The sequence below is a fragment of the Ruegeria marisflavi genome, from assembly GCF_025673445.1.
GTDB lineage: Bacteria > Pseudomonadota > Alphaproteobacteria > Rhodobacterales > Rhodobacteraceae > Ruegeria_B > Ruegeria_B marisflavi.
This window is the reverse complement of record NZ_JAOVQN010000004.1, coordinates 107829-128854: the sequence shown is the minus strand read 5'-3', so window position 1 is coordinate 128854 and position 21026 is coordinate 107829. Positions and strand designations below refer to the sequence as shown.

Annotated in this window: 31 protein-coding genes; 6 read left to right on the top strand and 25 right to left on the bottom strand. The window is 61.5% G+C overall.

All coding sequences use genetic code 11. The features are described from left to right. Positions 1-178: 178 nt before the first annotated feature. From rpmD to rpmC, 11 genes are all read right to left on the bottom strand, one after another. Entirely contained in the window at positions 179-367 is a 189-nt protein-coding gene (gene rpmD / locus OEZ49_RS05960) for a 50S ribosomal protein L30 (RefSeq protein WP_050605831.1), read from the bottom strand. Between the two features lie 12 nt (positions 368-379). After that, positions 380-952, bottom strand: coding sequence for a 30S ribosomal protein S5 (gene rpsE, locus OEZ49_RS05955; RefSeq protein WP_164131521.1), 573 nt, complete (start codon positions 950-952; stop codon positions 380-382). Between the two features lie 112 nt (positions 953-1064). Next, positions 1065-1424, bottom strand: coding sequence for a 50S ribosomal protein L18 (gene rplR / locus OEZ49_RS05950; RefSeq protein ID WP_164131520.1), 360 nt, complete (start codon positions 1422-1424; stop codon positions 1065-1067). Positions 1425-1435: 11 nt separating this feature from the next. Continuing rightward, positions 1436-1969 (bottom strand): 50S ribosomal protein L6, encoded by a 534-nt coding sequence (rplF, locus tag OEZ49_RS05945; RefSeq protein ID WP_263387446.1) that lies wholly within the window; start codon positions 1967-1969, stop codon positions 1436-1438. 12 nt (positions 1970-1981) lie between these two features. Continuing rightward, positions 1982-2374 carry a 30S ribosomal protein S8 gene (rpsH, locus tag OEZ49_RS05940; protein WP_164131518.1) on the bottom strand — a complete coding sequence of 131 codons (393 nt, stop codon included), beginning with the start codon at positions 2372-2374 and terminating at the stop codon, positions 1982-1984. A 12-nt stretch (positions 2375-2386) separates the two neighbouring features. Then, positions 2387-2692, bottom strand: coding sequence for a 30S ribosomal protein S14 (rpsN, locus tag OEZ49_RS05935; RefSeq protein ID WP_093028984.1), 306 nt, complete (start codon positions 2690-2692; stop codon positions 2387-2389). A gap of 17 nt (positions 2693-2709) precedes the next feature. Further along, positions 2710-3270 carry a 50S ribosomal protein L5 gene (rplE, locus tag OEZ49_RS05930; protein WP_164131517.1) on the bottom strand — a complete coding sequence of 187 codons (561 nt, stop codon included), beginning with the start codon at positions 3268-3270 and terminating at the stop codon, positions 2710-2712. Continuing rightward, entirely contained in the window at positions 3263-3574 is a 312-nt protein-coding gene (gene rplX, locus OEZ49_RS05925; RefSeq protein ID WP_011046255.1) for a 50S ribosomal protein L24, read from the bottom strand. Before rplX ends, rplE begins: the two co-directional genes overlap by 8 nt. Positions 3575-3576: 2 nt before the next feature. Then, positions 3577-3945 (bottom strand): 50S ribosomal protein L14, encoded by a 369-nt coding sequence (rplN, locus tag OEZ49_RS05920; protein WP_005621870.1) that lies wholly within the window; start codon positions 3943-3945, stop codon positions 3577-3579. 75 nt (positions 3946-4020) lie between these two features. Next, positions 4021-4251, bottom strand: a complete 231-nt coding sequence (gene rpsQ / locus OEZ49_RS05915) for a 30S ribosomal protein S17 (RefSeq protein ID WP_164131516.1) — start codon at positions 4249-4251, stop codon at positions 4021-4023. Positions 4252-4263: 12 nt separating this feature from the next. Further along, on the bottom strand, positions 4264-4464 hold the full coding sequence (gene rpmC / locus OEZ49_RS05910) for a 50S ribosomal protein L29 (RefSeq protein ID WP_093028990.1): 201 nt from the start codon (positions 4462-4464) through the stop codon (positions 4264-4266). A gap of 255 nt (positions 4465-4719) precedes the next feature. Between rpmC and OEZ49_RS05905 the strand changes: the two genes are divergently transcribed. Next, positions 4720-4866: a hypothetical protein gene (locus tag OEZ49_RS05905; RefSeq protein WP_263387445.1), complete on the top strand. Its 147-nt coding sequence runs from the start codon at positions 4720-4722 to the stop codon at positions 4864-4866. A 7-nt stretch (positions 4867-4873) separates the two neighbouring features. Here the strand turns inward: OEZ49_RS05905 and OEZ49_RS05900 are convergent, their stop codons facing one another. From OEZ49_RS05900 to OEZ49_RS05885, 4 genes are all read right to left on the bottom strand, one after another. After that, on the bottom strand, positions 4874-5551 hold the full coding sequence (locus tag OEZ49_RS05900; protein WP_263387444.1) for a cyclic nucleotide-binding domain-containing protein: 678 nt from the start codon (positions 5549-5551) through the stop codon (positions 4874-4876). Between the two features lie 127 nt (positions 5552-5678). Beyond that, positions 5679-6182 (bottom strand): hypothetical protein, encoded by a 504-nt coding sequence (locus OEZ49_RS05895; RefSeq protein ID WP_263387443.1) that lies wholly within the window; start codon positions 6180-6182, stop codon positions 5679-5681. 185 nt (positions 6183-6367) lie between these two features. Further along, complete coding sequence (locus OEZ49_RS05890) at positions 6368-6988, bottom strand: 2OG-Fe(II) oxygenase family protein (protein ID WP_164131511.1); 621 nt, start codon at positions 6986-6988, stop codon at positions 6368-6370. A 63-nt stretch (positions 6989-7051) separates the two neighbouring features. Further along, positions 7052-7753: a winged helix-turn-helix transcriptional regulator gene (locus OEZ49_RS05885; protein WP_263387442.1), complete on the bottom strand. Its 702-nt coding sequence runs from the start codon at positions 7751-7753 to the stop codon at positions 7052-7054. A 169-nt stretch (positions 7754-7922) separates the two neighbouring features. On the opposite strand from OEZ49_RS05885, the gene OEZ49_RS05880 reads away from it, so the two are divergent. Next, the gene (locus OEZ49_RS05880; RefSeq protein WP_263387441.1) at positions 7923-8171 is read left to right on the top strand and encodes a DUF1127 domain-containing protein; all 249 of its coding nucleotides are present in this window, start codon (positions 7923-7925) and stop codon (positions 8169-8171) included. Positions 8172-8260: 89 nt separating this feature from the next. Here the strand turns inward: OEZ49_RS05880 and OEZ49_RS05875 are convergent, their stop codons facing one another. The 7 genes from OEZ49_RS05875 to OEZ49_RS05845 all read right to left on the bottom strand — a co-directional run bounded on the left by OEZ49_RS05875 (position 8261) and on the right by OEZ49_RS05845 (position 12306). After that, positions 8261-8809 carry an amino acid synthesis family protein gene (locus tag OEZ49_RS05875; protein WP_263387440.1) on the bottom strand — a complete coding sequence of 183 codons (549 nt, stop codon included), beginning with the start codon at positions 8807-8809 and terminating at the stop codon, positions 8261-8263. 108 nt (positions 8810-8917) lie between these two features. Next, positions 8918-9331 carry a 50S ribosomal protein L16 gene (rplP, locus tag OEZ49_RS05870; RefSeq protein ID WP_263387439.1) on the bottom strand — a complete coding sequence of 138 codons (414 nt, stop codon included), beginning with the start codon at positions 9329-9331 and terminating at the stop codon, positions 8918-8920. Positions 9332-9343: 12 nt separating this feature from the next. Then, positions 9344-10051 (bottom strand): 30S ribosomal protein S3, encoded by a 708-nt coding sequence (rpsC, locus tag OEZ49_RS05865; RefSeq protein WP_093029002.1) that lies wholly within the window; start codon positions 10049-10051, stop codon positions 9344-9346. Continuing rightward, positions 10051-10431, bottom strand: coding sequence for a 50S ribosomal protein L22 (gene rplV, locus OEZ49_RS05860; RefSeq protein WP_093029004.1), 381 nt, complete (start codon positions 10429-10431; stop codon positions 10051-10053). The genes rpsC and rplV overlap by 1 nt, the downstream gene beginning before the upstream one ends. Positions 10432-10434: 3 nt before the next feature. Beyond that, positions 10435-10713, bottom strand: coding sequence for a 30S ribosomal protein S19 (rpsS, locus tag OEZ49_RS05855; RefSeq protein WP_093029006.1), 279 nt, complete (start codon positions 10711-10713; stop codon positions 10435-10437). Positions 10714-10716: 3 nt separating this feature from the next. Beyond that, entirely contained in the window at positions 10717-11559 is an 843-nt protein-coding gene (gene rplB, locus OEZ49_RS05850; RefSeq protein WP_164131508.1) for a 50S ribosomal protein L2, read from the bottom strand. A 258-nt stretch (positions 11560-11817) separates the two neighbouring features. Next, a complete protein-coding gene (locus OEZ49_RS05845) occupies positions 11818-12306 on the bottom strand; it encodes an AAA family ATPase (RefSeq protein ID WP_263387438.1) in 489 nt (162 codons plus the stop codon). Between the two features lie 237 nt (positions 12307-12543). Between OEZ49_RS05845 and rimP the strand changes: the two genes are divergently transcribed. Genes rimP through infB form a run of 4 tightly spaced genes read left to right on the top strand, consistent with a single transcriptional unit; the run spans position 12544 to position 17952 of the window. After that, the gene (rimP, locus tag OEZ49_RS05840) at positions 12544-13170 is read left to right on the top strand and encodes a ribosome maturation factor RimP (RefSeq protein ID WP_164131707.1); all 627 of its coding nucleotides are present in this window, start codon (positions 12544-12546) and stop codon (positions 13168-13170) included. After that, on the top strand, positions 13170-14789 hold the full coding sequence (gene nusA / locus OEZ49_RS05835) for a transcription termination factor NusA (RefSeq protein WP_263387437.1): 1620 nt from the start codon (positions 13170-13172) through the stop codon (positions 14787-14789). The genes rimP and nusA overlap by 1 nt, the downstream gene beginning before the upstream one ends. Before the next feature lie 23 nt (positions 14790-14812). Next, the gene (locus tag OEZ49_RS05830) at positions 14813-15436 is read left to right on the top strand and encodes an RNA-binding protein (RefSeq protein ID WP_164131505.1); all 624 of its coding nucleotides are present in this window, start codon (positions 14813-14815) and stop codon (positions 15434-15436) included. Positions 15437-15444: 8 nt separating this feature from the next. Further along, on the top strand, positions 15445-17952 hold the full coding sequence (gene infB, locus OEZ49_RS05825; protein ID WP_263387436.1) for a translation initiation factor IF-2: 2508 nt from the start codon (positions 15445-15447) through the stop codon (positions 17950-17952). A 480-nt stretch (positions 17953-18432) separates the two neighbouring features. Here the strand turns inward: infB and mutT are convergent, their stop codons facing one another. Genes mutT through OEZ49_RS05810 form a run of 3 tightly spaced genes read right to left on the bottom strand, consistent with a single transcriptional unit; the run spans position 18433 to position 20915 of the window. After that, positions 18433-18831: an 8-oxo-dGTP diphosphatase MutT gene (gene mutT / locus OEZ49_RS05820; RefSeq protein WP_263387435.1), complete on the bottom strand. Its 399-nt coding sequence runs from the start codon at positions 18829-18831 to the stop codon at positions 18433-18435. Further along, positions 18828-20054 (bottom strand): bifunctional glutamate N-acetyltransferase/amino-acid acetyltransferase ArgJ, encoded by a 1227-nt coding sequence (argJ, locus tag OEZ49_RS05815; protein ID WP_263387434.1) that lies wholly within the window; start codon positions 20052-20054, stop codon positions 18828-18830. Before argJ ends, mutT begins: the two co-directional genes overlap by 4 nt. 9 nt (positions 20055-20063) lie before the next feature. After that, complete coding sequence (locus OEZ49_RS05810) at positions 20064-20915, bottom strand: peptidylprolyl isomerase (RefSeq protein ID WP_263387433.1); 852 nt, start codon at positions 20913-20915, stop codon at positions 20064-20066. Positions 20916-21026: the final 111 nt, after the last annotated feature.

The following is a 21026-nucleotide window of genomic DNA, read 5'->3' as shown; positions in this document are numbered from 1 at the left end:
GTATAGGTCCGGTTGGGACAGGCGGTGCGAATGTCCGGGCCTAATCAGGCTAACAGAAGTCCGGTTTTTGGCAATGCCCCGCGAAAGCGTCGCCGCAAAAGCAAACGCCCCCGGCAGATGCCAGGGGCGCTGTCTGTGTCGGATATACACCGCAGGGGCAAGACGCCCGGTGCAGGTATCAGCCGCGCTCTTCGACGATCTCGACCAGATGCGGGATCTTGCGGATCATGCCGCGGACCGAGGGAGTATCCTCCAGCTCGCGGGTTTTGTGCATCTTGTTCAGGCCCAGGCCGATCAGGGTAGCGCGCTGTTCGGCGGGACGGCGGATCGGCGAGCCGATCTGCTTGACGACGATGGTTTTTGCCATGGTGACGACTCCTTACGCTTCGACGGCTTCAGCAGCCGGTGCTTCGTCCCGCTTGGGCAGGATGTCGGCGACCTTTTTGCCGCGGCGCTGTGCGACAGAGCGCGGGCTCTGCTCTTTCTTCAGGCCGTCGATGGTGGCGCGGATCATGTTGTAGGGGTTCGCGCTGCCCAGCGACTTGGACACCACGTCCTTGACGCCCAGCATTTCGAACACGGCGCGCATCGGACCACCGGCGATGATACCGGTACCTTCGGGCGCGGCCCGCATGACGACCTTACCGGCGCCGTGACGGCCTTCGATGTCGTGATGCAGGGTGCGGCCTTCGCGCAGCTGCACGCGGATCATCTGACGCTTAGCCTGTTCGGTGGCCTTGCGGATGGCCTCGGGCACTTCTTTTGCCTTGCCCTTGCCAAAGCCGACGCGGCCTTTCTGATCGCCCACGACCACCAGAGCGGCGAAGCCGAAGCGCTTACCGCCCTTGACGGTTTTCGACACGCGGTTGATCGCGACCAGACGGTCGGCGAATTCGGGGGCTGCTTCCTCGCGGTCGCGGCGGTTGCCCCGGCGGTTTTCACGTTCTGCCATGCGGCATTCCTCTTTCTCTGTTGGCGCCTGGGCGCCGTTGTCTCCGATCCATGGTGGCCGCGCGGGCGCGGCCCCGGATCATCGGGGGGGCGGCGTGCGCCCCCCGCAAGTCTTAGATCTTCAGCCCGCCTTCACGCGCGGCGTCGGCCAGGGCCTTCACCTTGCCGTGGAACAGGAAGCCGCCACGATCGAAGTAAGCTTCGGTCACACCGGCCTTGGCTGCGCGCTCGGCGATTGCCGCGCCCACTTTCTTGGCCGCTTCGACGTTGTTCTTGCCAACCACGCCCAGGTCTTTCTCCATGGTCGATGCGGCGGCAAGGGTCACGCCGCGAACGTCGTCGATCAGCTGGCAGCTGATGTTCTTGTTCGAGCGGTGCACGCTGAGGCGAAGACGCCCTGCGTTGACCTTGCGGAGCTTGTTCCGAACGCGCATGCGGCGCTTCAGAAACAGGGTACGTTTGCTGTTTGCCATGATTTGCGTCCTTACTTCTTCTTGCCGTCTTTGCGGAAGATGAACTCGCCCTTGTAGCGGATACCCTTGCCTTTGTACGGCTCGGGCGAGCGCCACTCGCGGATCTTCGCGGCCACTTCACCAACTTCCTGCTGGTCGATGCCCTCGACGGTGATTTCGGTCTGTTTCGGCGTGGTCACGGTGACACCGGCCGGAACAGCGAAATCGACATCGTGGCTGTAACCGAGGTTCAGCTTGAGCACGTTACCCTGCGCGTTGGCACGGTAACCCACACCGGTGATCTCCAGCTCTTTCTTGAAGCCGGTGGTCACGCCGGTCACCAGGTTGGCGACCATGGTGCGGGACATGCCCCACTGCTGGCGCGCCCGCTTGGACGAACCACGGGGGGTGACGGTCACGACATTGCCGTCGATGCCAAGGGTGACGTCGTCGGTGGCGGTGAAGCTGCGGGTGCCCTTGGGGCCCTTCACTTCGATGGTCTGGCCGGACACAGAGGCGGAAACGCCGCTGGGCAGCTCGACCGGTTTCTTACCAATACGAGACATTTGCAGACCTCCTTAGAAGACGGTGCAGAGCACTTCGCCGCCAACATTGTTGGTGCGTGCGTTCGCGTCCGACATCACACCTTTCGGAGTGCTGACAATCGACACGCCCAGGCCCTGACGGACCGAGGGGATGTCCTTGACGCTCATGTACACGCGGCGGCCGGGCTTGGAGACCCGCTTGAGCTCGCGAATGACAGGTTCGCCTTCGTAGTACTTCAGGCTGATTTCAATGAGCGAGTGGCCATTGTCGTCAGTCTTGGTCTCGTAACCGCGGATGTAGCCTTCGTCGGCCAGCACATCCAGAACCCAGGCGCGCAGTTTCGAACCGGGGGTCAGAACCGTGCTTTTGTGGCGCAGCTGTGCGTTACGGATGCGGGTGAGCATATCGCCGATAGGATCGTTCATATCGCTCTCTCCTTACCAGCTCGATTTCACCAGACCGGGGATCTGACCAGCAGAACCCAGGTCGCGCAGCATGATCCGGCTGACCTTGAGCTTACGGTAGTAAGCGTGCGGACGGCCGGTGAGCTGGCAGCGGTTGTGAAGACGGGTCGCCGAGCTGTTGCGCGGCAGTTTCGCCAGTTTCAGGCGCGCTTTGAAGCGCTCTTCCATCGGGCGGCTTTCGTCGTTTGCGATTTCTTTCAGCTCGGCGCGCTTTGCGGCATATTGTGCCACCAGGCGCTCGCGCTTCTTCTCGCGTTCGATCATGCTTTTCTTAGCCATGTCTAATCCTCGCGCGCTTATGCGTTGAACGGCACGTTGAAGTGCTTCAACAGGCTCTTGGCTTCGGCGTCGGTTTTCGCGGTGGTGGCGATGATGATATCCATGCCCCAGACCTCGTCGACCTTGTCGAAATCGATTTCCGGGAACACGATGTGTTCCTTGATGCCCATGGCAAAGTTGCCACGGCCGTCGAAGGACGGCTTCACACCACGGAAGTCGCGGATGCGGGGCATCGCGATGGTGGTCAGACGGTCAAGGAATTCATACATGCGGTCACCGCGCAGGGTCACCTTGGCGCCCAGCGGCATCTCTTCGCGCACGCGGAAGCCGGCGATCGACTTCTTGGCCTTGGTGGTGACGGCTTTCTGGCCGGCGATCTTGCTCAGGTCTTCCTGAGCCGACTTGGCCTTCTTGCTGTCGCGGACGGCTTCGGCACCGCAGCCGATGTTCAGAACGATCTTGTCCAGCTTGGGGATCATCATGTCGTTCTTGTAGCCGAACTCTTCTTTCAGAGCGGCGCGAATGCGGTCCTTGTAGTCGGCCTTGAGGCGCGGGGTGTAGGTTGCAGCGTCAAGCATCGATCACGTCCCCCGTGGTCTTGGCAAAGCGGACTTTCTTGTCGCCTTCCATGCGGAAGCCGACGCGGGTTGCCTTGCCGTTCTTGTCCAGCAGCGCCAGGTTCGACAGGTCGATCGGTAGCGCCTTGGGCAGGCGGCCACCTTGCGAGGTCTGGGTCTGGCGGGTGTGGCGGATGGCGATGTTCACGCCGTCGACAACAGCTTTGCCGGCTTTCGGGTCAACAGAGGTGATGGTCCCCTCTTTGCCCTTGTCCTTGCCGGCCAGCACGACGACCTTGTCGCCTTTGCGGAGTTTTGCGGCCATGGTTACAGCACCTCCGGAGCCAGCGAGATGATCTTCATGAAGTTCTTCGCGCGCAGTTCGCGAACAACCGGCCCGAAGATACGGGTGCCGACAGGCTCGTTGTTGTTGTTCAGGATCACGGCGGCGTTGCGATCGAAACGGATCGCGGTGCCGTCTTCGCGACGGACTTCCTTGGCGGTGCGTACGACGACGGCCTTGCGGACGTCACCTTTCTTCACGCGGCCGCGCGGGATGGCTTCCTTCACCGAGACGACAATGATGTCGCCGACGGAGGCGTATTTACGCTTGGAACCACCCAGGACCTTGATGCACTGCACCCGGCGAGCGCCGGAGTTGTCAGCGACATCCAGATTGGTCTGCATCTGGATCATGTGGTTTCTCCCGACCTGTGGGGGCTGGTCTTTTTAGATCCCCCAGGGTTTCGACAATTGGCAGGTGCCAGAGGCTTACGCCTCCAGAACCTCCCAGCGTTTGGTTTTCGACTTGGGCGCGCATTCGATGATGCGGACCGTGTCACCCACCTTGAAGGTGTTGTTTTCGTCGTGAGCCCGGTACTTCTTGGACTTGCGGACGGTCTTTTGCAGCAGCGGATGCTTGAAGCGGCGCTCGACCAGAACGGTTACGGTCTGGGCGTTGGCGTCGCTGGTCACGGTGCCTTGCAGAATACGTTTGGGCATCTCTCAGGCTCCTCAGTTCGCAGCTTCGGCGGCTTTTTCGTTCAGCACTGTGATGACGCGCGCGACGTCGCGGCGCACAGTGCGGATACGGGCGTTGTTTTCGAGTTGGCCGGTTGCCTGCTGAAAGCGCAGATTGAACGCTTCTTTCTTGAGGTTGACCAGTTCTTCCCGGAGTTGATCCGGGGTCTTGTTACGCAGTTCCTGGGCGTTCATCGCCTTTTTCCTTTGCTCAAAACACCAGAAGGCCCCGTAGCCGGGTCACCCTTGACCTGGTGGATGAATGACAACAAGCGAATCCCCCGCAAAGACGGGGGAGCCGCAAGATGCCGCTCTATAGGAGAGTTGCAGGGGGAGGGCAAGCGGAAGTTGACCTTAATATCCGACAGCTATGTATTGCCGTACACCGTAAAAAGACGTAAGGGGTGCGCCGGAGCTTTTCCGGTACTATAGACTGATCGGTTTTCTTAGATGACTTTTGCCGCCATGCTGCCGAATGCGATTTCAGATCTGCCGCTGTCCGGGCCCGCGTTGTTGCCCGTCGTTTCCGTCGGCTATGTCCTGAGCATCATCGGAGTGTCCATACTGCTGCGCAAATTGCGCGACTGGCTTATCTGATCGCCTCTCAGGGGCCGCCAACCTGACCACTTGCATTCTGGAACACCAGTTTTGCCCGCATGTCCCGGGCGATACCCAATTCAAGAACGCTCATCGTGGTTGGAGCGGTTTCGCGCAGACGCGCAAGTTTGACCCGTTCGATTCTCCAAGCCCGAACGCGGGTCTGGACCGTGGCGGTTGCCACTGCCCGGCCATCTCCCATCATCGACATCTCGCCGATGAAATGGCCGCCTGTCACCACGCGGACCAATCGCCCATGCGCCTCGATCCTCACTTCACCATCATCAAGATAGGTCAGGAAATCGGGTGGATGCTCTTCACATGTCAACACGGTACCGGGTGTCAGAGTTTCCCAACGGCCGAGGTCTAGGAACCGACGGGTGCGACCCGGCGACAAGCCAGGCAGCAGGGTGTCGCGAAACCTTTTTTCCTCGGCCGAGAAGCTAGCCCGGCGATCATTGCGCCACAGGATGAAGAGTTCGGCCAGGTTAACCAGGACAAGCAGAGTCTGCCAGAAAACGCCGACCGGATTGTTGAGCCAGAAAAAGTCAAAAGCGATGCCTGCAAGCGCCGAGGCGATCACGAAGAGCCGCAGCCAAAGCATGCGACGCATAAGCATGGACAGGACGAGCAGAAGATAGGACAGATGGCCCGCCCAGCCTTCGGTTATGAAGCTTAGATCCATTCCCCTACGTCTCGCCCGCTTGTCCGGCACTGGGCCGACATGGATCAGCGATAGCCTGCCATTCCTACGCAAGCAAGTTGGCTGTCACCGTTGACTATCAAAGCTAGGCACAGGGAACGGCCTGGTGTTAGTCGGTTCGGGCGGAACTGGCGGCAATACGTTCGAGCACGCCCAGCATCTGCTGGGCCTCGGGCGGTGTCAGCCTCCCATGGACCATCAGGAACTCGGCAATGTCCCGCCCGGTGTACCGCCCGGTCAGTCTGCTGTCGCGCAGAATCAGCGCGCGGCGCACCAGCCCCGACGCTGTGTCATGGCACATCCGGCATTTTGTCCGGAACAGCTGCCCCGAGGTGCGGATGGCCTGGAAATGCGCCAAGAGAATGGTGGCCTCGGCCGGTGTCAGGCGGCCGTGACCGCGTTCGAGCATGGCGGCGACGGACCGGCCCGAGTTCCGCCCCTCGAGCGGCTCTTGGCCTGTGTCCAGTTCCAGCCAGACAAAATCGCCCGCATGCGGGGAATGGCAGGCGGCACATTTGTTCTCGTAGAGCTGATGAGGGTCGGCCTCGGATGCCAATGCCACCGGGGCGATCAGGATCGCGAGTGCGGAAAGTGCGGCTGTCAGGCCATGCATGGAAATCACCGCAAGTTGCGTTTTCCGGTCCAGAGAGTCTGGATCGCTGTCCGCGTGAAACGGACTGCTGCCTTATCGCAGTTTTTGCAGTTCCGCGCCTTGACCGGGATCAAGGGATTGCAGGGCTCCGCCCGTTCGCCCCTCTATCGCTCCACCGGAGCGATTGCCGCTACGCGGACCGGGGCTCACTCCCAGCGATAGTTGAAGCTGACCGAGATGCGTTCTTCTTCGGCCATGTTCATCGGCACTTCGTGGCGCAGCCAGCTTTCCCAGAGCAGCACGTCGCCCACGTCTGGCTTCATATAGATGAAGGGCTGCAATTCGCGCCGGGCGGTCTTGGTCCGCGTCGGCGCGGCCATCATCCGGCCGGATCGGGGGTCTTCGAGCTTCAGCGCGCTGGCGCCGTCGGGCATGGCGACATAGGTGGTGCCTGAAATCACCGAATGTGGATGCAGATGGCTGGAATGCATGCCGCCCTGCGGCAGGATGTTGATCCAGAGATCCTCCAGCACCAGGGCGCGGCCGTCGAGGTCGAATTCCAGATCGGCGGCAAAGGCCGCCACATGCGCATCAAGCGATTTCACCAGATCGGCAAAGATCGGAAAGCGCCAGGGCAGATCGGTGAGGGAGGCATAAGACGTATAGCCGGGATAGCCATTCTCCTCGCACCATTCCTGTCCGGCCTCGTCATCCTCGGCGATGGAATAGCAGGATGCCTCCATCTCGTCCGGGTCGATGGCAGGGCCATGCTCGGACAGGCGGGCGCGATACAGGCGGGTGACAAAGAGGGATTCGATCTGGGACATGGCCGTGTCATAGCGTAACCGACCAACCGGCGCGAGGGGCTGTTGTGTAGAACAACTCAGGTTTCAAACCGCTCGTGCCAAACCCTCTATCCCGGCATACATGCTGAGTCTGAGCCAGCGCCCGATCGTCCTTTCCAATCGTTTGTCTCCTGACATGAAGAACCTCCCGCCTTCGATCTCACGGCCATAGGACAACCGCCCAAGATAGATGCCGGTCATCACGGACACGCCCGTCTCGATGAACAAATCCACGTCAAAGCCGGGATCCGCGGCACAAAGTTCAACAGGGACGCCCGGCCGCACGACCAGCCAGTATGTCGATGCCGGAGAAGTCGCGTCCGAAAAGTTGAAACGGACCACGGTTCGGCCCGGCGGTAGCGCATCGACCACGATCCGGTTTCGAAGGGTCCACATCAGGACATCCGCATCGCGGTCTTCCAGCGCCACATCGACAGATACATTGCGCTGCGCCCAACGCGCTAGACCTTCGAGGATCGGGTCCAGTTCGGCGGCCTTCGCGGTACGGATATAATCAATGACCCCGCTGGCCGGATCATCTATCCATTCGACAAGCCCATTCTGCTGCATCTCTTTCAGGCGTTTGGCCAGCAGGGTCGGCGAGATACCCGGCAGACCGCGCTTGATATCGTTGAAGCGGGTCGAACCGGTGGAGAGTTCTCCGAGGATCTGAATGGTCCAACGAGGATTGAGGACTTCGCAAGCCTTGGAAGTCGGGCAAAAGAGACCAAACGGTTTGGTCGTCATCTCGTACTTCCCTCTTTTGGTCTATTGGGTATGAGACAGTCTATCCGGGCCCGCGATATCGCTCCAGTACAGAAGCTGTACCGGTTCTGGTTCACTTCCTACACTACCCCGCGCTAAGATTACGGTGGCACCCTGTCGTCAGATGAACCCCGAAGAAGGACTACGACAGATGATCTCGCTCACAGGCGCCGCAACTAAGCAGCCCCGTTTTCAGAACGCCCTTTCCATCAACCGGCTCCATCTACTTGGCCAAGGTCTGTTGAGCCGTTGGCAGGTGGTGGCTGCGCTGTCACCGCTATCGGATCATGGATTGCGCGACATCGGTCTGACACGCGACGATCTCAGGTCAATTGCACGCGACACCGGCAGCATTGACCGGATCGAACAGACGCGGATCCGACAGTCCAGAAACTGGTAACATTGGCGGAGCTGAACAAAAAAAGCGCCCGTTGGGGAATCGGCGGGTCTCCTTATGGTTTGGCGCACCACTTTCCATCCGTTGCCTGTTCAGGTCTGGACCGGACCCTTGCCGCAGCGGGGGATCGGGCGTCCGCCGTCGGCATAGGCCAGGCACATGACAATCTCGTACGGACCCGGTGCATCCGCCATGACCAGGGTCATCGTGTCAAAATGATCGAAGGACCAGGGGTTGTCCTTGTGGCCCAACGGCAAGTCAATCGTTGTGCCCGGACCGCCCAGTTTCACGTTGGAAGGGATCACCGCCGCCCCACCGCCCGCTGCCGCGCGCATTGGAGCGCCCAGTTTGGGGTGCACGACCGCCCCGCCCTGCTCCATGTCGCCATTTGCTCCGACAATCGCGGCCTTGCCGTATGAAATCGGGGGACAACCCAATTCGGCGATGGCCTGCCGAGCCAAAGCTTCGCCCAATTCACGGCCGATCTCGAACAGGGGTGAGAGGTCACGAAAGAACCGGCCCGCAAGGGGATTGCGAAACGCGGCCATGACAGCCACCCGGGTCACGGGATGGCAAGGTTCACCGAAGGCATCCGCGGCAATGATTTCACGTTGAAAAACGGTCTTGCGGGGCTGCACCATGGGTCACCTCCGGACACGGAATGCAAAAAGGCTACGATGGATACCGGAAAAGGAAAACCCCCGCCGGTGTCCCGGCGGGGGTTTCAATGTCTTGTCGCAAGGCCGGGATTACCAGTCTTCGCGAACGACCACGCGGGTCTTGATCGGCAGTTTCATCGCGGCCAGGCGCAGGGCCTCGCGGGCGATTTCCTCGCCCACACCGTCGATTTCAAACATCACCCGGCCCGGCTTCACCTTGCAGGCCCAGTAATCGACCGAACCCTTACCTTTACCCATCCGAACCTCGGTGGGTTTCGAGGTCACCGGCGTATCCGGGAAAATCCGGATCCAGACGCGGCCCTGACGCTTCATGTGACGCGTCATGGCACGGCGGGCGGCCTCGATCTGGCGCGCGGTGACACGCTCGGGTTCAAGTGCCTTCAGGCCGAAGGTGCCGAAGTTCAGGTCGGAACCGCCCTTGGCTTCGCCATGGATACGGCCTTTGAACATCTTGCGGAATTTAGTGCGCTTTGGTTGCAGCATCTCTAATCCTCCTTAGCGGCGGCCACCGGCGCCACGCGGGGCCGGACCGTCCTGGAGTTCCTGTGCTTTGCGATCACGCGCCTGCGGGTCATGCTCCATGATCTCGCCCTTGAAGATCCAGACCTTGATCCCGATGATCCCGTAGGGGGTCGAGGCTTCGGCCAGGGCGTAGTCGATGTCGGCACGCAGGGTGTGCAGCGGAACGCGGCCTTCGCGGTACCATTCGGTACGGGCGATCTCGGCACCGCCCAGACGGCCGGCGACGTTCACCCGGATACCCAGGGCACCCATCCGCATTGCGTTCTGCACGGCGCGCTTCATGGCGCGACGGAAGGACACCCGGCGCTCGAGCTGTTGCGCGATCGACTCGGCGACCAGCTGCGCATCCATCTCGGGCTTGCGGACTTCGACGATGTTCAGGTGCAGTTCGCTGTCGGTAATGTTCGCCAGCTTCTTGCGCAGGGTTTCGATGTCTGCGCCTTTCTTGCCGATGATCACGCCCGGACGCGCGGTGTGGATCGTGACGCGGCACTTCTTGTGCGGACGTTCGATGATCACACGGGCCACGCCAGCCTGTTTGCACTCTTCCTTGATGAACTCGCGGATCTTGAGATCCTCGAGCAGCAGATTGCCGTAGTCCTTGGTATCTGCGTACCAACGGCTGTCCCAGGTGCGGTTGACCTGAAGGCGCATGCCGATCGGATTGACCTTATGTCCCATTAGGCTTGCTCCTCTACCTGTCGCACCTTGATCGTGAGTTCCGAGAACGGCTTCATGATCTTGCCGAACCGGCCACGTGCCCGCGGACGACCGCGCTTCATGATCAGGTTCTTGCCCACATAGGCCTCGGCGACGATCAGTTCATCGACGTCCAGGTTGTGGTTGTTCTCGGCGTTCGCGATTGCAGACTGAAGGCATTTCTTCACGTCCTGCGCGATCCGTTTGTTCGAGAAGGTGAGATCGGTCAGCGCCTTCTCGACTTTCTTGCCACGGATCATCTGAGCCACCAGGTTCAGTTTCTGCGGGGAAGTACGGAGCATGCGCAGTTTTGCCATTGCTTCGTTGTCTGCCACGCGGCGGGGGTTCTTTTCCTTGCCCATGACTTACTTCCGCTTCGCTTTCTTGTCCGCCGCATGGCCATAATAGGTCCGGGTCGGCGAGTATTCACCGAACTTCTGACCGATCATGTCCTCGGAGACGTTGACGGGGATATGCTTCTGGCCGTTGTACACACCAAAGGTCAGACCCACGAACTGGGGCAGAATGGTGGAACGACGCGACCAGATCTTGATGACTTCGTTGCGGCCCGACTCGCGCGCTGCTGCTGCCTTTTTAAGGACATAAGCATCGACGAAAGGACCCTTCCAAACAGAGCGAGACATTGCTTAACGCCCTTTCTTCTTGGCGTGACGCGAGCGGATGATCAGCTTTTGCGACGCTTTGTTCTTGTTCCGGGTACGGGTACCCTTGGTATCCTTGCCCCACGGAGTCACCGGCGTACGGCCACCCGAGGTGCGACCCTCACCACCACCATGGGGGTGGTCGATCGGGTTCATTGCGACACCGCGAACCGACGGACGAATGCCCTTGTGGCGCATTCGGCCAGCTTTGCCGTAGTTCTGGTTCGAGTTGTCGGGGTTCGACACGGCACCGACGGTGGCCATGCATTCCTGACGGACCAGGCGCAGTTCGCCCGAGCTCAGACGGATCTGAGCGTAACCGCCATCGCGGCCAACGAACTGAGCGTAAGTGCCGGCGGCGCGTGCGATCTGACCGCCCTTGCCAGGCTTCATCTCGATGTTGTGCACGATGGTACCGATCGGCATGCCCGAGAAGGGCATTGCGTTGCCCGGCTTGATGTCGGCCTTGGCCGACGCGATGACCTGGTCACCAACTGCCAGACGCTGCGGTGCAAGGATATAGGCCTGTTCGCCATCCTCGTACTTGACCAGCGCGATAAAGGCGGTCCGGTTCGGATCGTACTCGATCCGCTCGACGGTGGCCGCCACATCGAATTTGTTCCGTTTGAAGTCAACGATCCGGTAGAGGCGTTTTGCCCCACCACCGCGGCGACGCGAGGTGATCCGTCCGGTGTTGTTCCGGCCGCCCGATTTCGTCAGACCCTCGGTGAGGGACTTGACAGGACGTCCTTTGTACAGCTCCGAACGGTCGATCAGCACCAGCCCGCGCTGGCCCGGCGTCGTCGGCTTATACGACTTGAGTGCCATGCTTTCTGTCTTCCGTTTAGCGTGCAGCGGGTGATCCCGCCGCTATGTTTGAGGCCCCCGTAGGTGCCAGTGGTATAGGGCCCCGCAGGTCCCCGGCTGAAAAAACCAAGCACCCCGGAACGAATCCCGGGGCGCAAGATTGGGTGCGTTTAGCAGGGTTGTTTGGGGGTGTCTATAGGCCGGGCCGGGATTTGTTTGGTGCCCTGGCGCGATCTGCAAGGGTTGGGCAGGCTGCCCATCCTATAGTCGTTTCTCATCCTAGGAATGAACGACGGTGGTGAGCCCTTCGGCGGCCGTGGGCGCAACGAAATGCCGGGTGATCTGTTCAAACTGCGCCTCGGTGACGTTGAAATTGTGATCCTCGTCCGCGTTGCGGCGGTGCAGTCGGGCCTTGCAGACCTCGTCCGGCGCATCGAGATAATGCAGCATGTGCGGCGCGGCCGAGGTGTCGGCAAGCGCGCGCATCCAGCGCCGTTGGTCCACCGTGTTGGCGGGAAAGTCCAGAATCACCGTTACACCCGCTGCCAGCAGGTTAAGCAGATGAGGAGCGACTGCCTGTTTCAGGCGCAACGAAAGACGAAGGTAATCGGGAATAGTCCGCAATTCTTCGGGATAGAGAACGTGCAGCCAGTCGTCCTCGGACAGAACCACGGCGCGATGCCGGGCGGCAAGGGATCTGGACAGCGTCGATTTTCCGGCTGCGATCTTGCCGCAGAGGAAATGAAGTTCCGCCTGTGTCTTGCTCATGGTTGTGGCGCCTGATTGCGCGGGACCCAATCGTCCCTCCCCCGGCATAAGGGATGTCGGAGGGAGAGGAAAACCCCGGTCAGGCGTCCTGATGCCGTTCACCTCTTGCAGACTCGGCCCAGCCTGCGTATATGGCTTGATAACAGCGGCACGTCGGGCACTGGCCCCGGGGTTCCACCGGAAAGTTCGACGGGCCGCGCGCCCGTTTTTTGTGCCCGAAAGTGGCTGATGACCCTGATGACCAACAACCTGATAGCAAAGGCCGCCATCGACCGGCGCCTGGCCGAGATTGTCGGCCCCGTGATCGAGGACCTCGGTTACGAGCTGGTGCGAATCCGTCTGATGAGCGGCAAGTCGACAACCCTTCAGATCATGGCCGACAAGCCCGATGGCGGGATCGAGGTCGATGGTTGCGCCGAAATTTCCAACGCGGTAAGCGCGACGCTGGATGTCGAGGACCCTATCCTGGACGCCTATACGCTGGAAGTGTCGAGCCCAGGCATCGACCGGCCGCTGACCCGGCTCAAGGACTTCGAGATGTTCGAAGGATATGAAGCCAAGATCGAGACCAGCGAGATGATCGACGGCCGCCGCCGGTTCCGGGGTGAGCTGGCCGGTGTCGAGGGCGACGAGGTTCTGATCAATATCGAGCAGGGCGGCGAGACGGTGACCATCGGCCTGCAATTCGACTGGCTGAGTGACGCCAAGCTGGTGCTGACCGACGACCTGATCAAGGAAATGCTGCGGCAGCGCAAGGCCGCCGGTGTGCTGAACGAAGAAGAATTCGACGAGATCGTAGAGGAAGCGCCCGAGTTGGGCGACGAGACCATGGCCCTGGACGGGTCCGAAGAGGAGACGAAGTGATGGCAATCACCTCTGCAAACCAGCTGGAGCTGTTGCAAACCGCCGAGGCCGTGGCCCGCGAAAAGATGATCGACCCCGGTCTGGTGGTCGCGGCGATGGAAGAAAGCCTCGCCCGCGCCGCCAAGAGCCGCTACGGCAGCGAGATGGACATCCGGGTGAAGATCGACCGCAAGACCGGTCGCGCCACCTTTACCCGCGTGCGCACCGTGGTTGCCGACGACGAGCTGGAGAACTATCAGGCCGAGATGACCGTCGATCAGGCGCGCCAGTACATGGCGAACCCGGAAATCGGTGACGTCTATGTCGAAGAGGTGCCGCCGGTCGAGATGGGCCGGATCGCCGCACAAAGTGCCAAGCAGGTGATCCTGCAAAAAGTGCGCGAGGCGGAACGCGATCGCCAGTACGAGGAATTCAAGGACCGTGCCGGCACCATCATCAACGGTCTCGTCAAGCGTGAAGAATACGGCAACGTCATCGTCGACGTGGGCGCGGGCGAAGCGATCCTGCGCCGCAACGAGAAGATCGGCCGCGAAAGCTATCGTCCGAACGACCGCATCCGCTGCTATGTCAAGGACGTGCGCCGCGAGCCGCGCGGGCCGCAGATCTTCCTGTCGCGCACCGCACCGGAATTCATGGCCGAGCTGTTCAAGATGGAAGTGCCGGAAATCTATGATGGCATCATCGAGATCAAGGCTGTTGCCCGCGACCCCGGTTCGCGCGCCAAGATCGCCGTAATCTCTTATGACAATTCGATCGACCCCGTGGGTGCCTGCGTCGGTATGCGCGGCAGCCGCGTGCAGGCGGTGGTGAACGAGCTTCAGGGTGAAAAGATCGACATCATCCCGTGGAACGAGGATCAGCCGACCTTCCTGGTGAACGCGCTGCAACCGGCCGAAGTGTCGAAGGTGGTGCTGGATGAAGAAGCCGGCAAGATCGAGGTTGTGGTCCCCGAAGAGCAGCTGAGCCTTGCCATCGGCCGTCGCGGCCAGAACGTGCGCTTGGCGTCGCAGCTGACCGGCCTGGACATCGACATCATGACCGAAGCCGAGGAATCGGCTCGCCGTCAGAAGGAATTCGAAAGCCGCACCAAGCTGTTCATGGAAACGCTGGACCTGGACGAATTCTTTGCCCAGCTGCTGGTGTCCGAAGGGTTCACCAACCTTGAAGAAGTCGCTTATGTCGAACAGGACGAGCTGTTGGTGATCGACGGTGTCGACGAAGGCACCGCCGAAGAGCTTCAGGCCCGCGCCCGCGACTATCTGGAGGCACAGGCCAAGGCGGCGCTGGAAAACGCACGCGCCCTGGGTGTCGAGGACAGCCTGGTCAACTTCGAGGGGCTGACACCGCAGATGGTCGAGGCGCTGGCCAAGGACGGCGTCAAGACGCTGGAAGATTTCGCAACCTGCGCCGACTGGGAACTGGCCGGTGGCTGGACCACGGTCGATGGTCAGCGGGTCAAGGATGACGGCATCCTGGAGCCCTTTGACGTGTCTCTGGAAGAGGCGCAGGACATGGTGATGACCGCCCGCGTGATGCTGGGCTGGGTCGATCCCGAAGACCTGACAGCCGATGAGGGCGACGTCGAAGACGCCGCAGACGAAGAGGAGGCCGGGGCCTGATCCCAGGCCTCGTGGAGACGGACATGACCCGTGGCGGCGCAACAAAAGACCGGCTGGACGGCCCCGAACGCAAGTGCATCGCCACGGGCGAGACACAGCCGCGTCACGGGCTGATCCGGTTCGTGGCCGGACCCGACGGCCAGGTGGTGCCCGACATCGCGGGCAAGCTGCCGGGCCGGGGCACCTATGTTGCCGCCGACCGGGCCGCGTTGAAAAAGGCCGTGGACAAGAAACTGTTTGCCCGCGGACTGAAAATGCCGGTCACGGTACCGGCGGACCTGGTGGACGAGGTCGAGCGGCAGCTGATCCGCCGGGTGGTCGAGACGATCAGCCTGGCCCGCAAGTCGGGCGCGGCGGTTTCGGGGTATGAAAAGGTCAAGACCTGGCTGGACAAGGAAGAGGCCCATGTGCTGATCCAGGCCGCCGACGGGTCGGGCCGGGGCAAGTCGAAACTGAGTACGCCGCATTTCGGCAAGTACATCGGCTGGCTGACCGCAGATGAATTGGGCATGGCCTTTGGCCGCCAAACAGTGATACATGCGGCGCTGGCCTCTGGTGGACTCGCCAAACGTGTTGTAGAGGAAGCGCAACGCCTGAAAGGGATGCGCAAAACGGATGACGGCGGCAAGGGCCGCGCGGAAGGGTAAGAAGCTTAATGAGCGATACTGACGGCAAGAAGACATTGGGTCTGCGTGGAGGTTCCCGTCCCGGGAACGTGAAACAGAGTTTCAGCCACGGACGGACCAAGAATGTCGTGGTGGAAACCAAACGCAAGCGCGTGGTGGTCCCCAAGCCGGGCGCAGGAAAGCCCACGTCCGGCGGCACCGCACAGGCGGGCGATCCGTCGCGCCGGCCGGCAGGCATCTCGGACACCGAGATGGAGCGCCGACTGAACGCGTTGAAGGCCGCCAAAGCCCGCGAATCCGAGGAAGCCGCTCAGCGCGAAGCCGAGGAAAAGGCGCGCGCCGAAGAGCGTGAACGCCGCCGGGCCGAGCAAGAGGCCAAGGAACGCGAACAGCGCGAGGCCGAACAGCGCGCCCGCGAAAAGGCGGAAGAAGAAGAACGCCAGCGTCTGGAGGCCGAAGAAGAGGCCAAGCGCGCCGCCGCGCGCACCGCAGCCGCGCAGGAAGCGCCGAAGGCCGAGCGCTCCGAACGTGCGCCCGCCGCGCCGCGCAGCGAACCGGGCGACGCCCCGCGCAAGGCCGAACGCGAGCGCGAGCGCGACCAGCGCGCGCCGCGTGGGGGCAAGACCCGCGAAGATGGCCGCCGGTCGGGCAAGCTGACGCTGAGCCAGGTGACCGACGGCGAAGGTGGTCGCCAGAAATCGCTCGCCGCGATGAAACGCAAGCAGGAACGCGCCCGCCAGAAGGCAATGGGCGGCGGCGCTGACCGGGAAAAGGTGATTCGCGACGTGCAGCTGCCCGAGGCCATCGTGGTTTCGGAATTGGCCAACCGTATGGCCGAACGCGTGGCCGACGTGGTCAAAGCGCTGATGAAAATGGGCATGATGGTCACGCAGAACCAGACCATCGATGCCGACACCGCCGAGCTGATCATCGAGGAATTCGGCCACAAGGTGGTGCGGGTTTCCGATTCCGATGTCGAGGATGTCATCACCGATGTCGCGGACAAGCCGGAAGACATGAAACCGCGGCCGCCGGTCATCACGATCATGGGTCACGTCGACCACGGCAAGACCTCTTTGCTGGACGCGATCCGCAACACCAAGGTGGTGTCGGGCGAGGCCGGTGGCATCACCCAGCACATCGGCGCCTATCAGGTGACGACCGACGGAGGTGTGACGCTCAGCTTCCTGGATACGCCGGGCCACGCCGCCTTTACCTCGATGCGGTCGCGCGGTGCGCAGGTGACGGATATCGTCGTTCTCGTCGTGGCCGCGGATGACGCGGTGATGCCGCAGACGGTCGAGGCGATCAACCACGCCAAGGCCGCCGGGGTTCCGATGATCGTGGCGATCAACAAGATCGACAAGCCCGAGGCCGACCCGACCAAGGTGCGCACCGATCTTCTGCAACACGAGGTCGTGGTCGAAGCGATGTCGGGCGAAGTGCAGGATGTCGAGGTCTCGGCCAAGACCGGCGAAGGTCTGGACGAATTGCTCGAGGCCATCGCGCTGCAAGCCGAGATCCTGGAACTGAAGGCCAACCCCGATCGTCCCGCCCAGGGCGCGGTGATCGAGGCGCAGCTTGACGTGGGCCGCGGCCCGGTCGCGACGGTCCTGATCCAGAAGGGCACGCTGCGCCAGGGCGACATCTTTGTCGTGGGCGAGCAATACGGCAAGGTCCGCGCGCTGATCAACGACAAGGGCGAGCGCGTCACCGAAGCAGGGCCTTCGGTGCCTGTCGAGGTGCTGGGCCTGAACGGCACGCCCGAGGCCGGTGACGTTCTGAACGTGACCTCGACCGAAGCGCAGGCGCGCGAAATCGCGGCCTATCGCGAGCAGGTCGCCAAGGACAAGCGCGCCGCCGCCGGGGCTGCCACCACGCTGGAACAGCTGATGGCCAAGGCCAAGGCCGACGAGAATGTCGCCGAGTTGCCGATCCTGGTGAAGGCCGACGTGCAGGGTTCTGCCGAGGCCATTGTTCAGGCGATGGAAAAGATCGGCAACGACGAGGTGCGCGTGCGCGTGCTGCATTCGGGCGTCGGTGCGATCACCGAAACCGATGTGGGCCTCGCCGAAGCATCTGGCGCGCCGATCATGGGCTTCAACGTCCGGGCCAATGCGTCAGCACGTAATACCGCCAACCAAAAGGGCGTCGAGATCCGGTATTATTCTGTGATCTATGACCTGGTTGACGACGTCAAAGCGGCCGCAAGCGGCCTGCTGAGCGCCGAGATCCGCGAGAACTTCATCGGTTACGCGACAATCAAGGAAGTCTTCAAGGTGTCCGGCGTCGGCAAGGTTGCCGGCTGTCTGGTGACCGAAGGCATTGCGCGCCGTTCGGCGGGCGTGCGCCTGCTACGTGACAACGTGGTGGTCCACGAGGGAACGCTGAAGACCCTCAAGCGGTTCAAGGACGAAGTTTCCGAGGTCCAGTCGGGTCAGGAATGCGGTATGGCATTCGAGAATTACGACGATATTCGCCCCGGCGACGTCATCGAAATCTTCGAGCGCGAGGAAGTCACCCGCACATTGGTGTGATCCGGCGAAGAACAGATCAAAAAAGGCGACCAGTTTGGTCGCCTTTTTCTTTCTTCTCCCGCCAAAAAATAAAAGTCAGGCGAGTGCAGCCGTCGGCTACCTCTCGCCAGCAAGACCTTAGTGAGTGGTGGTCTTGAAAGTCGGTTCGTCGTCAGGCGACTTCGGCCTGAACTGGGCGCCCGGTAAAGATTTGGTCGCCGACCTTTACCGATATCGTGCCGTTCGCATAGGCACGGACGAAAAGGCCCTGTATCAAAACACAACTGCCGACAGCAATTGTTCGCAGCATGTCACATCCTCCCCACGGAATTTGACACCGTTTGTATAACATAGGCGAAGCGTACAAATCATTTCAAAATTGTGTAGTAAATACTCTCTTTTGGTTACAAGAGGACAAAATGCGGGTTCCAATGTTACTGGAGTTGCAACATGGGATGATTAGATGCACGTACATTCATGCAAAAGCATCAAGAGGCAGGTTTATAGCCAATCCCTGAGAATCGGGATCAGGGGAACATCGGCCGGGGGCATTGGATAGTCCCGCAGGTCCCGGGCCCGGACCCATTTTAGCGCCTGACCTTCGCGCGATTGCGGAACGCCCTCCCATTTGCGGCAGGCAAATAGCGGCATCAGCAGGTGAAAATCGTCATAACTATGGCTGGCAAAGGTCAACGGCGCCAGGCACGAGGCCCAGGTATTGATCCCCAGTTCCTCATCCAGTTCACGAATCAAGGCGCGTTCCGGTGTTTCGCCGGGCTCGACCTTGCCGCCCGGAAACTCCCACAGACCGGCCATCGACTTGCCCTCCGGGCGCTGCGCCAGCAGCACCCGGCCGTCCACGTCGATCAGGGCGACGGCGGAAACAAGGACAGTTTTCACGACCGGTAATCCGCGTTGATCTCGATGTACCCGTGGGTCAGATCGCAGGTCCATACAGTCGTCTGCCCCTCGCCCAGCCCCAGATCGACGCCGATCACCAACTCTTGCCCCTTCATATAGGCGGCGGCCTCGGCCTCTTGGTAGTTGGGGCTGACCCAGCCTTTTTCCGCCACCAGGATATCGCCAAAGGAAATGCTGAGCAGATCGCGGTCGGCGGCGGCGCCGGATTTGCCGATGGCCATGACGACACGGCCCCAATTGGGATCCTCGCCCGCAATCGCGGTCTTGATCAGCGGCGAATTGGCGATAGCCATGCCGTGCACCTTTGCATCGGCATCAGAGGCCGCGCCGGTCACCCGGATCTCGACGAATTTCGTGGCACCTTCGCCGTCGCGCACGACCTGCTTGGCCAGGTCCAGCATCACGTCTTCGAGCCCTGCGGCGAACTCGGCATTGCCGGTCGCATCAACCCCCGAGGCACCGGTCGCGGCCAACAACAACGTGTCCGAGGTCGAGGTATCACTGTCCACGGTGATGCAGTTGAAAGTCCGGTCGGTCATCGCCGACAGCATGGACTGAAGCGCGCCCTGTTCGACGCGGGCATCGGTGAAGATATAGACCAGCATCGTCGCCATGTCGGGCGCGATCATGCCCGAACCCTTGGCAATCCCCGCGATCTTGACGGTCTTGCCGTCGATCCCGACCGTCTTGCTGGCTCCCTTGGGGAAGGTGTCGGTCGTCATGATGGCGCGCGCCGCCTCTTCCAACGCGTCAGGGCGCAGCGTCGCGTTCAGCTCGCCCAGCTTGGCCACAATGCGCTCGTGCTTCATCGGCTCGCCAATGACTCCGGTCGAAGAGGTAAAGACCCGTTCGACCGGCACGCCGGTGACTTCGGCCACCGCACGGGTGACCTCGGCCACCGAGGTCTGGCCGTAGTGGCCAGTAAAAGCATTGGAATTGCCCGAGTTGACCACGATAGCCGCCGGTCCGTCACTGGCACCGCCGATCTTGGCCTGGCAATCCAGCACCGGGGCCGAGCGCGTGGCCGAGCGGGTGAACACACCCGCGACCGAGGTGCCGGGATCCATCACCGCCATCATCACGTCGGTACGACCCTGATAGCGCACACCGGCGGCGATGGTGGCCAGACGCAGGCCACCGATTTCCGGCAAAGACGGGAAACTGGCAGGTGCCAGCGGAGAAACCTTGGTTATCTTGGCCATTTCAGAGGATCACTCCTGCACGAGTTCGAATTGACGCAGCACATCCGGGCCGATGCCGCTGAGATCGGGTTTTTCGATATTGCCGTCACGGGTCAGGTCGGCCAGACGCGCTTCGATTGCATCCTGTTGGATCTGACCGGCAAGCTCTTCGCGCACCTCGTCCAGTTCGGGCGCGGTCGATTTGCGCTTGTCGTTGAGCTTGATGACATGCCAGCCGAACTGGGTCTGCACCGGGGCCGAAACCTTGCCGACCTCAAGCTCAATCACCGCAGCCTCGAACTCGGGCACCATGGCACCGGCGCCAAACCAGCCCAGCTCGCCACCGTTGGGGCCGGACGGGCCGGTCGATTTCTCGCGTGCGGTGGCGGCGAAATCGGCACCATTGTCGATCAGGTCCTTCACAGCGTTGGCCTCGTCCTCGGACGGCACCAGGATATGAGACGCATTGAATTCGTCCTCGCCGAACCCGTCGGCATATTTGGCATCGTAAGCGGCCTGAAGCGCCTCGTCGGTAGTGACCGAGGACATGATCTGCTCGATGGTTTCGCCTGCCAGCAGCGAGCGTTCCTCGTTCTCCAGAGACAGCGCGACCTGACGGGGCAAGTTGCCGCTCTGCACCTGTTTTAGCAGGGTCTGCTGGATCAGCTGGTCGAGAATACCGTCGAACAGCACCTCGTCTGGCAGCTGCTGGTACTGCTGCGGCAGGGTGGCCCGCGCGACGATCAGGTGGCCCAGCGTGATCTCTTCGCCATTGACGCGGGCAACCACTGTGTCGGCCTCGGCCTTGGTCTCGGCCGAGACCGGCAGGGCCAGGACCAGCGCAAGCGCCAGCGATGGCAGGAAAGTGAGACCTTTGGGCATTGAATTCATCCTATTCACGGGCCGCGACGGGGCACGGCGTTGACACTCTGGAGCCTGCCGCTTACATCGCTTGAAGCCTTTGACAGGACCGCCTTCACCCCCCGTATCTAT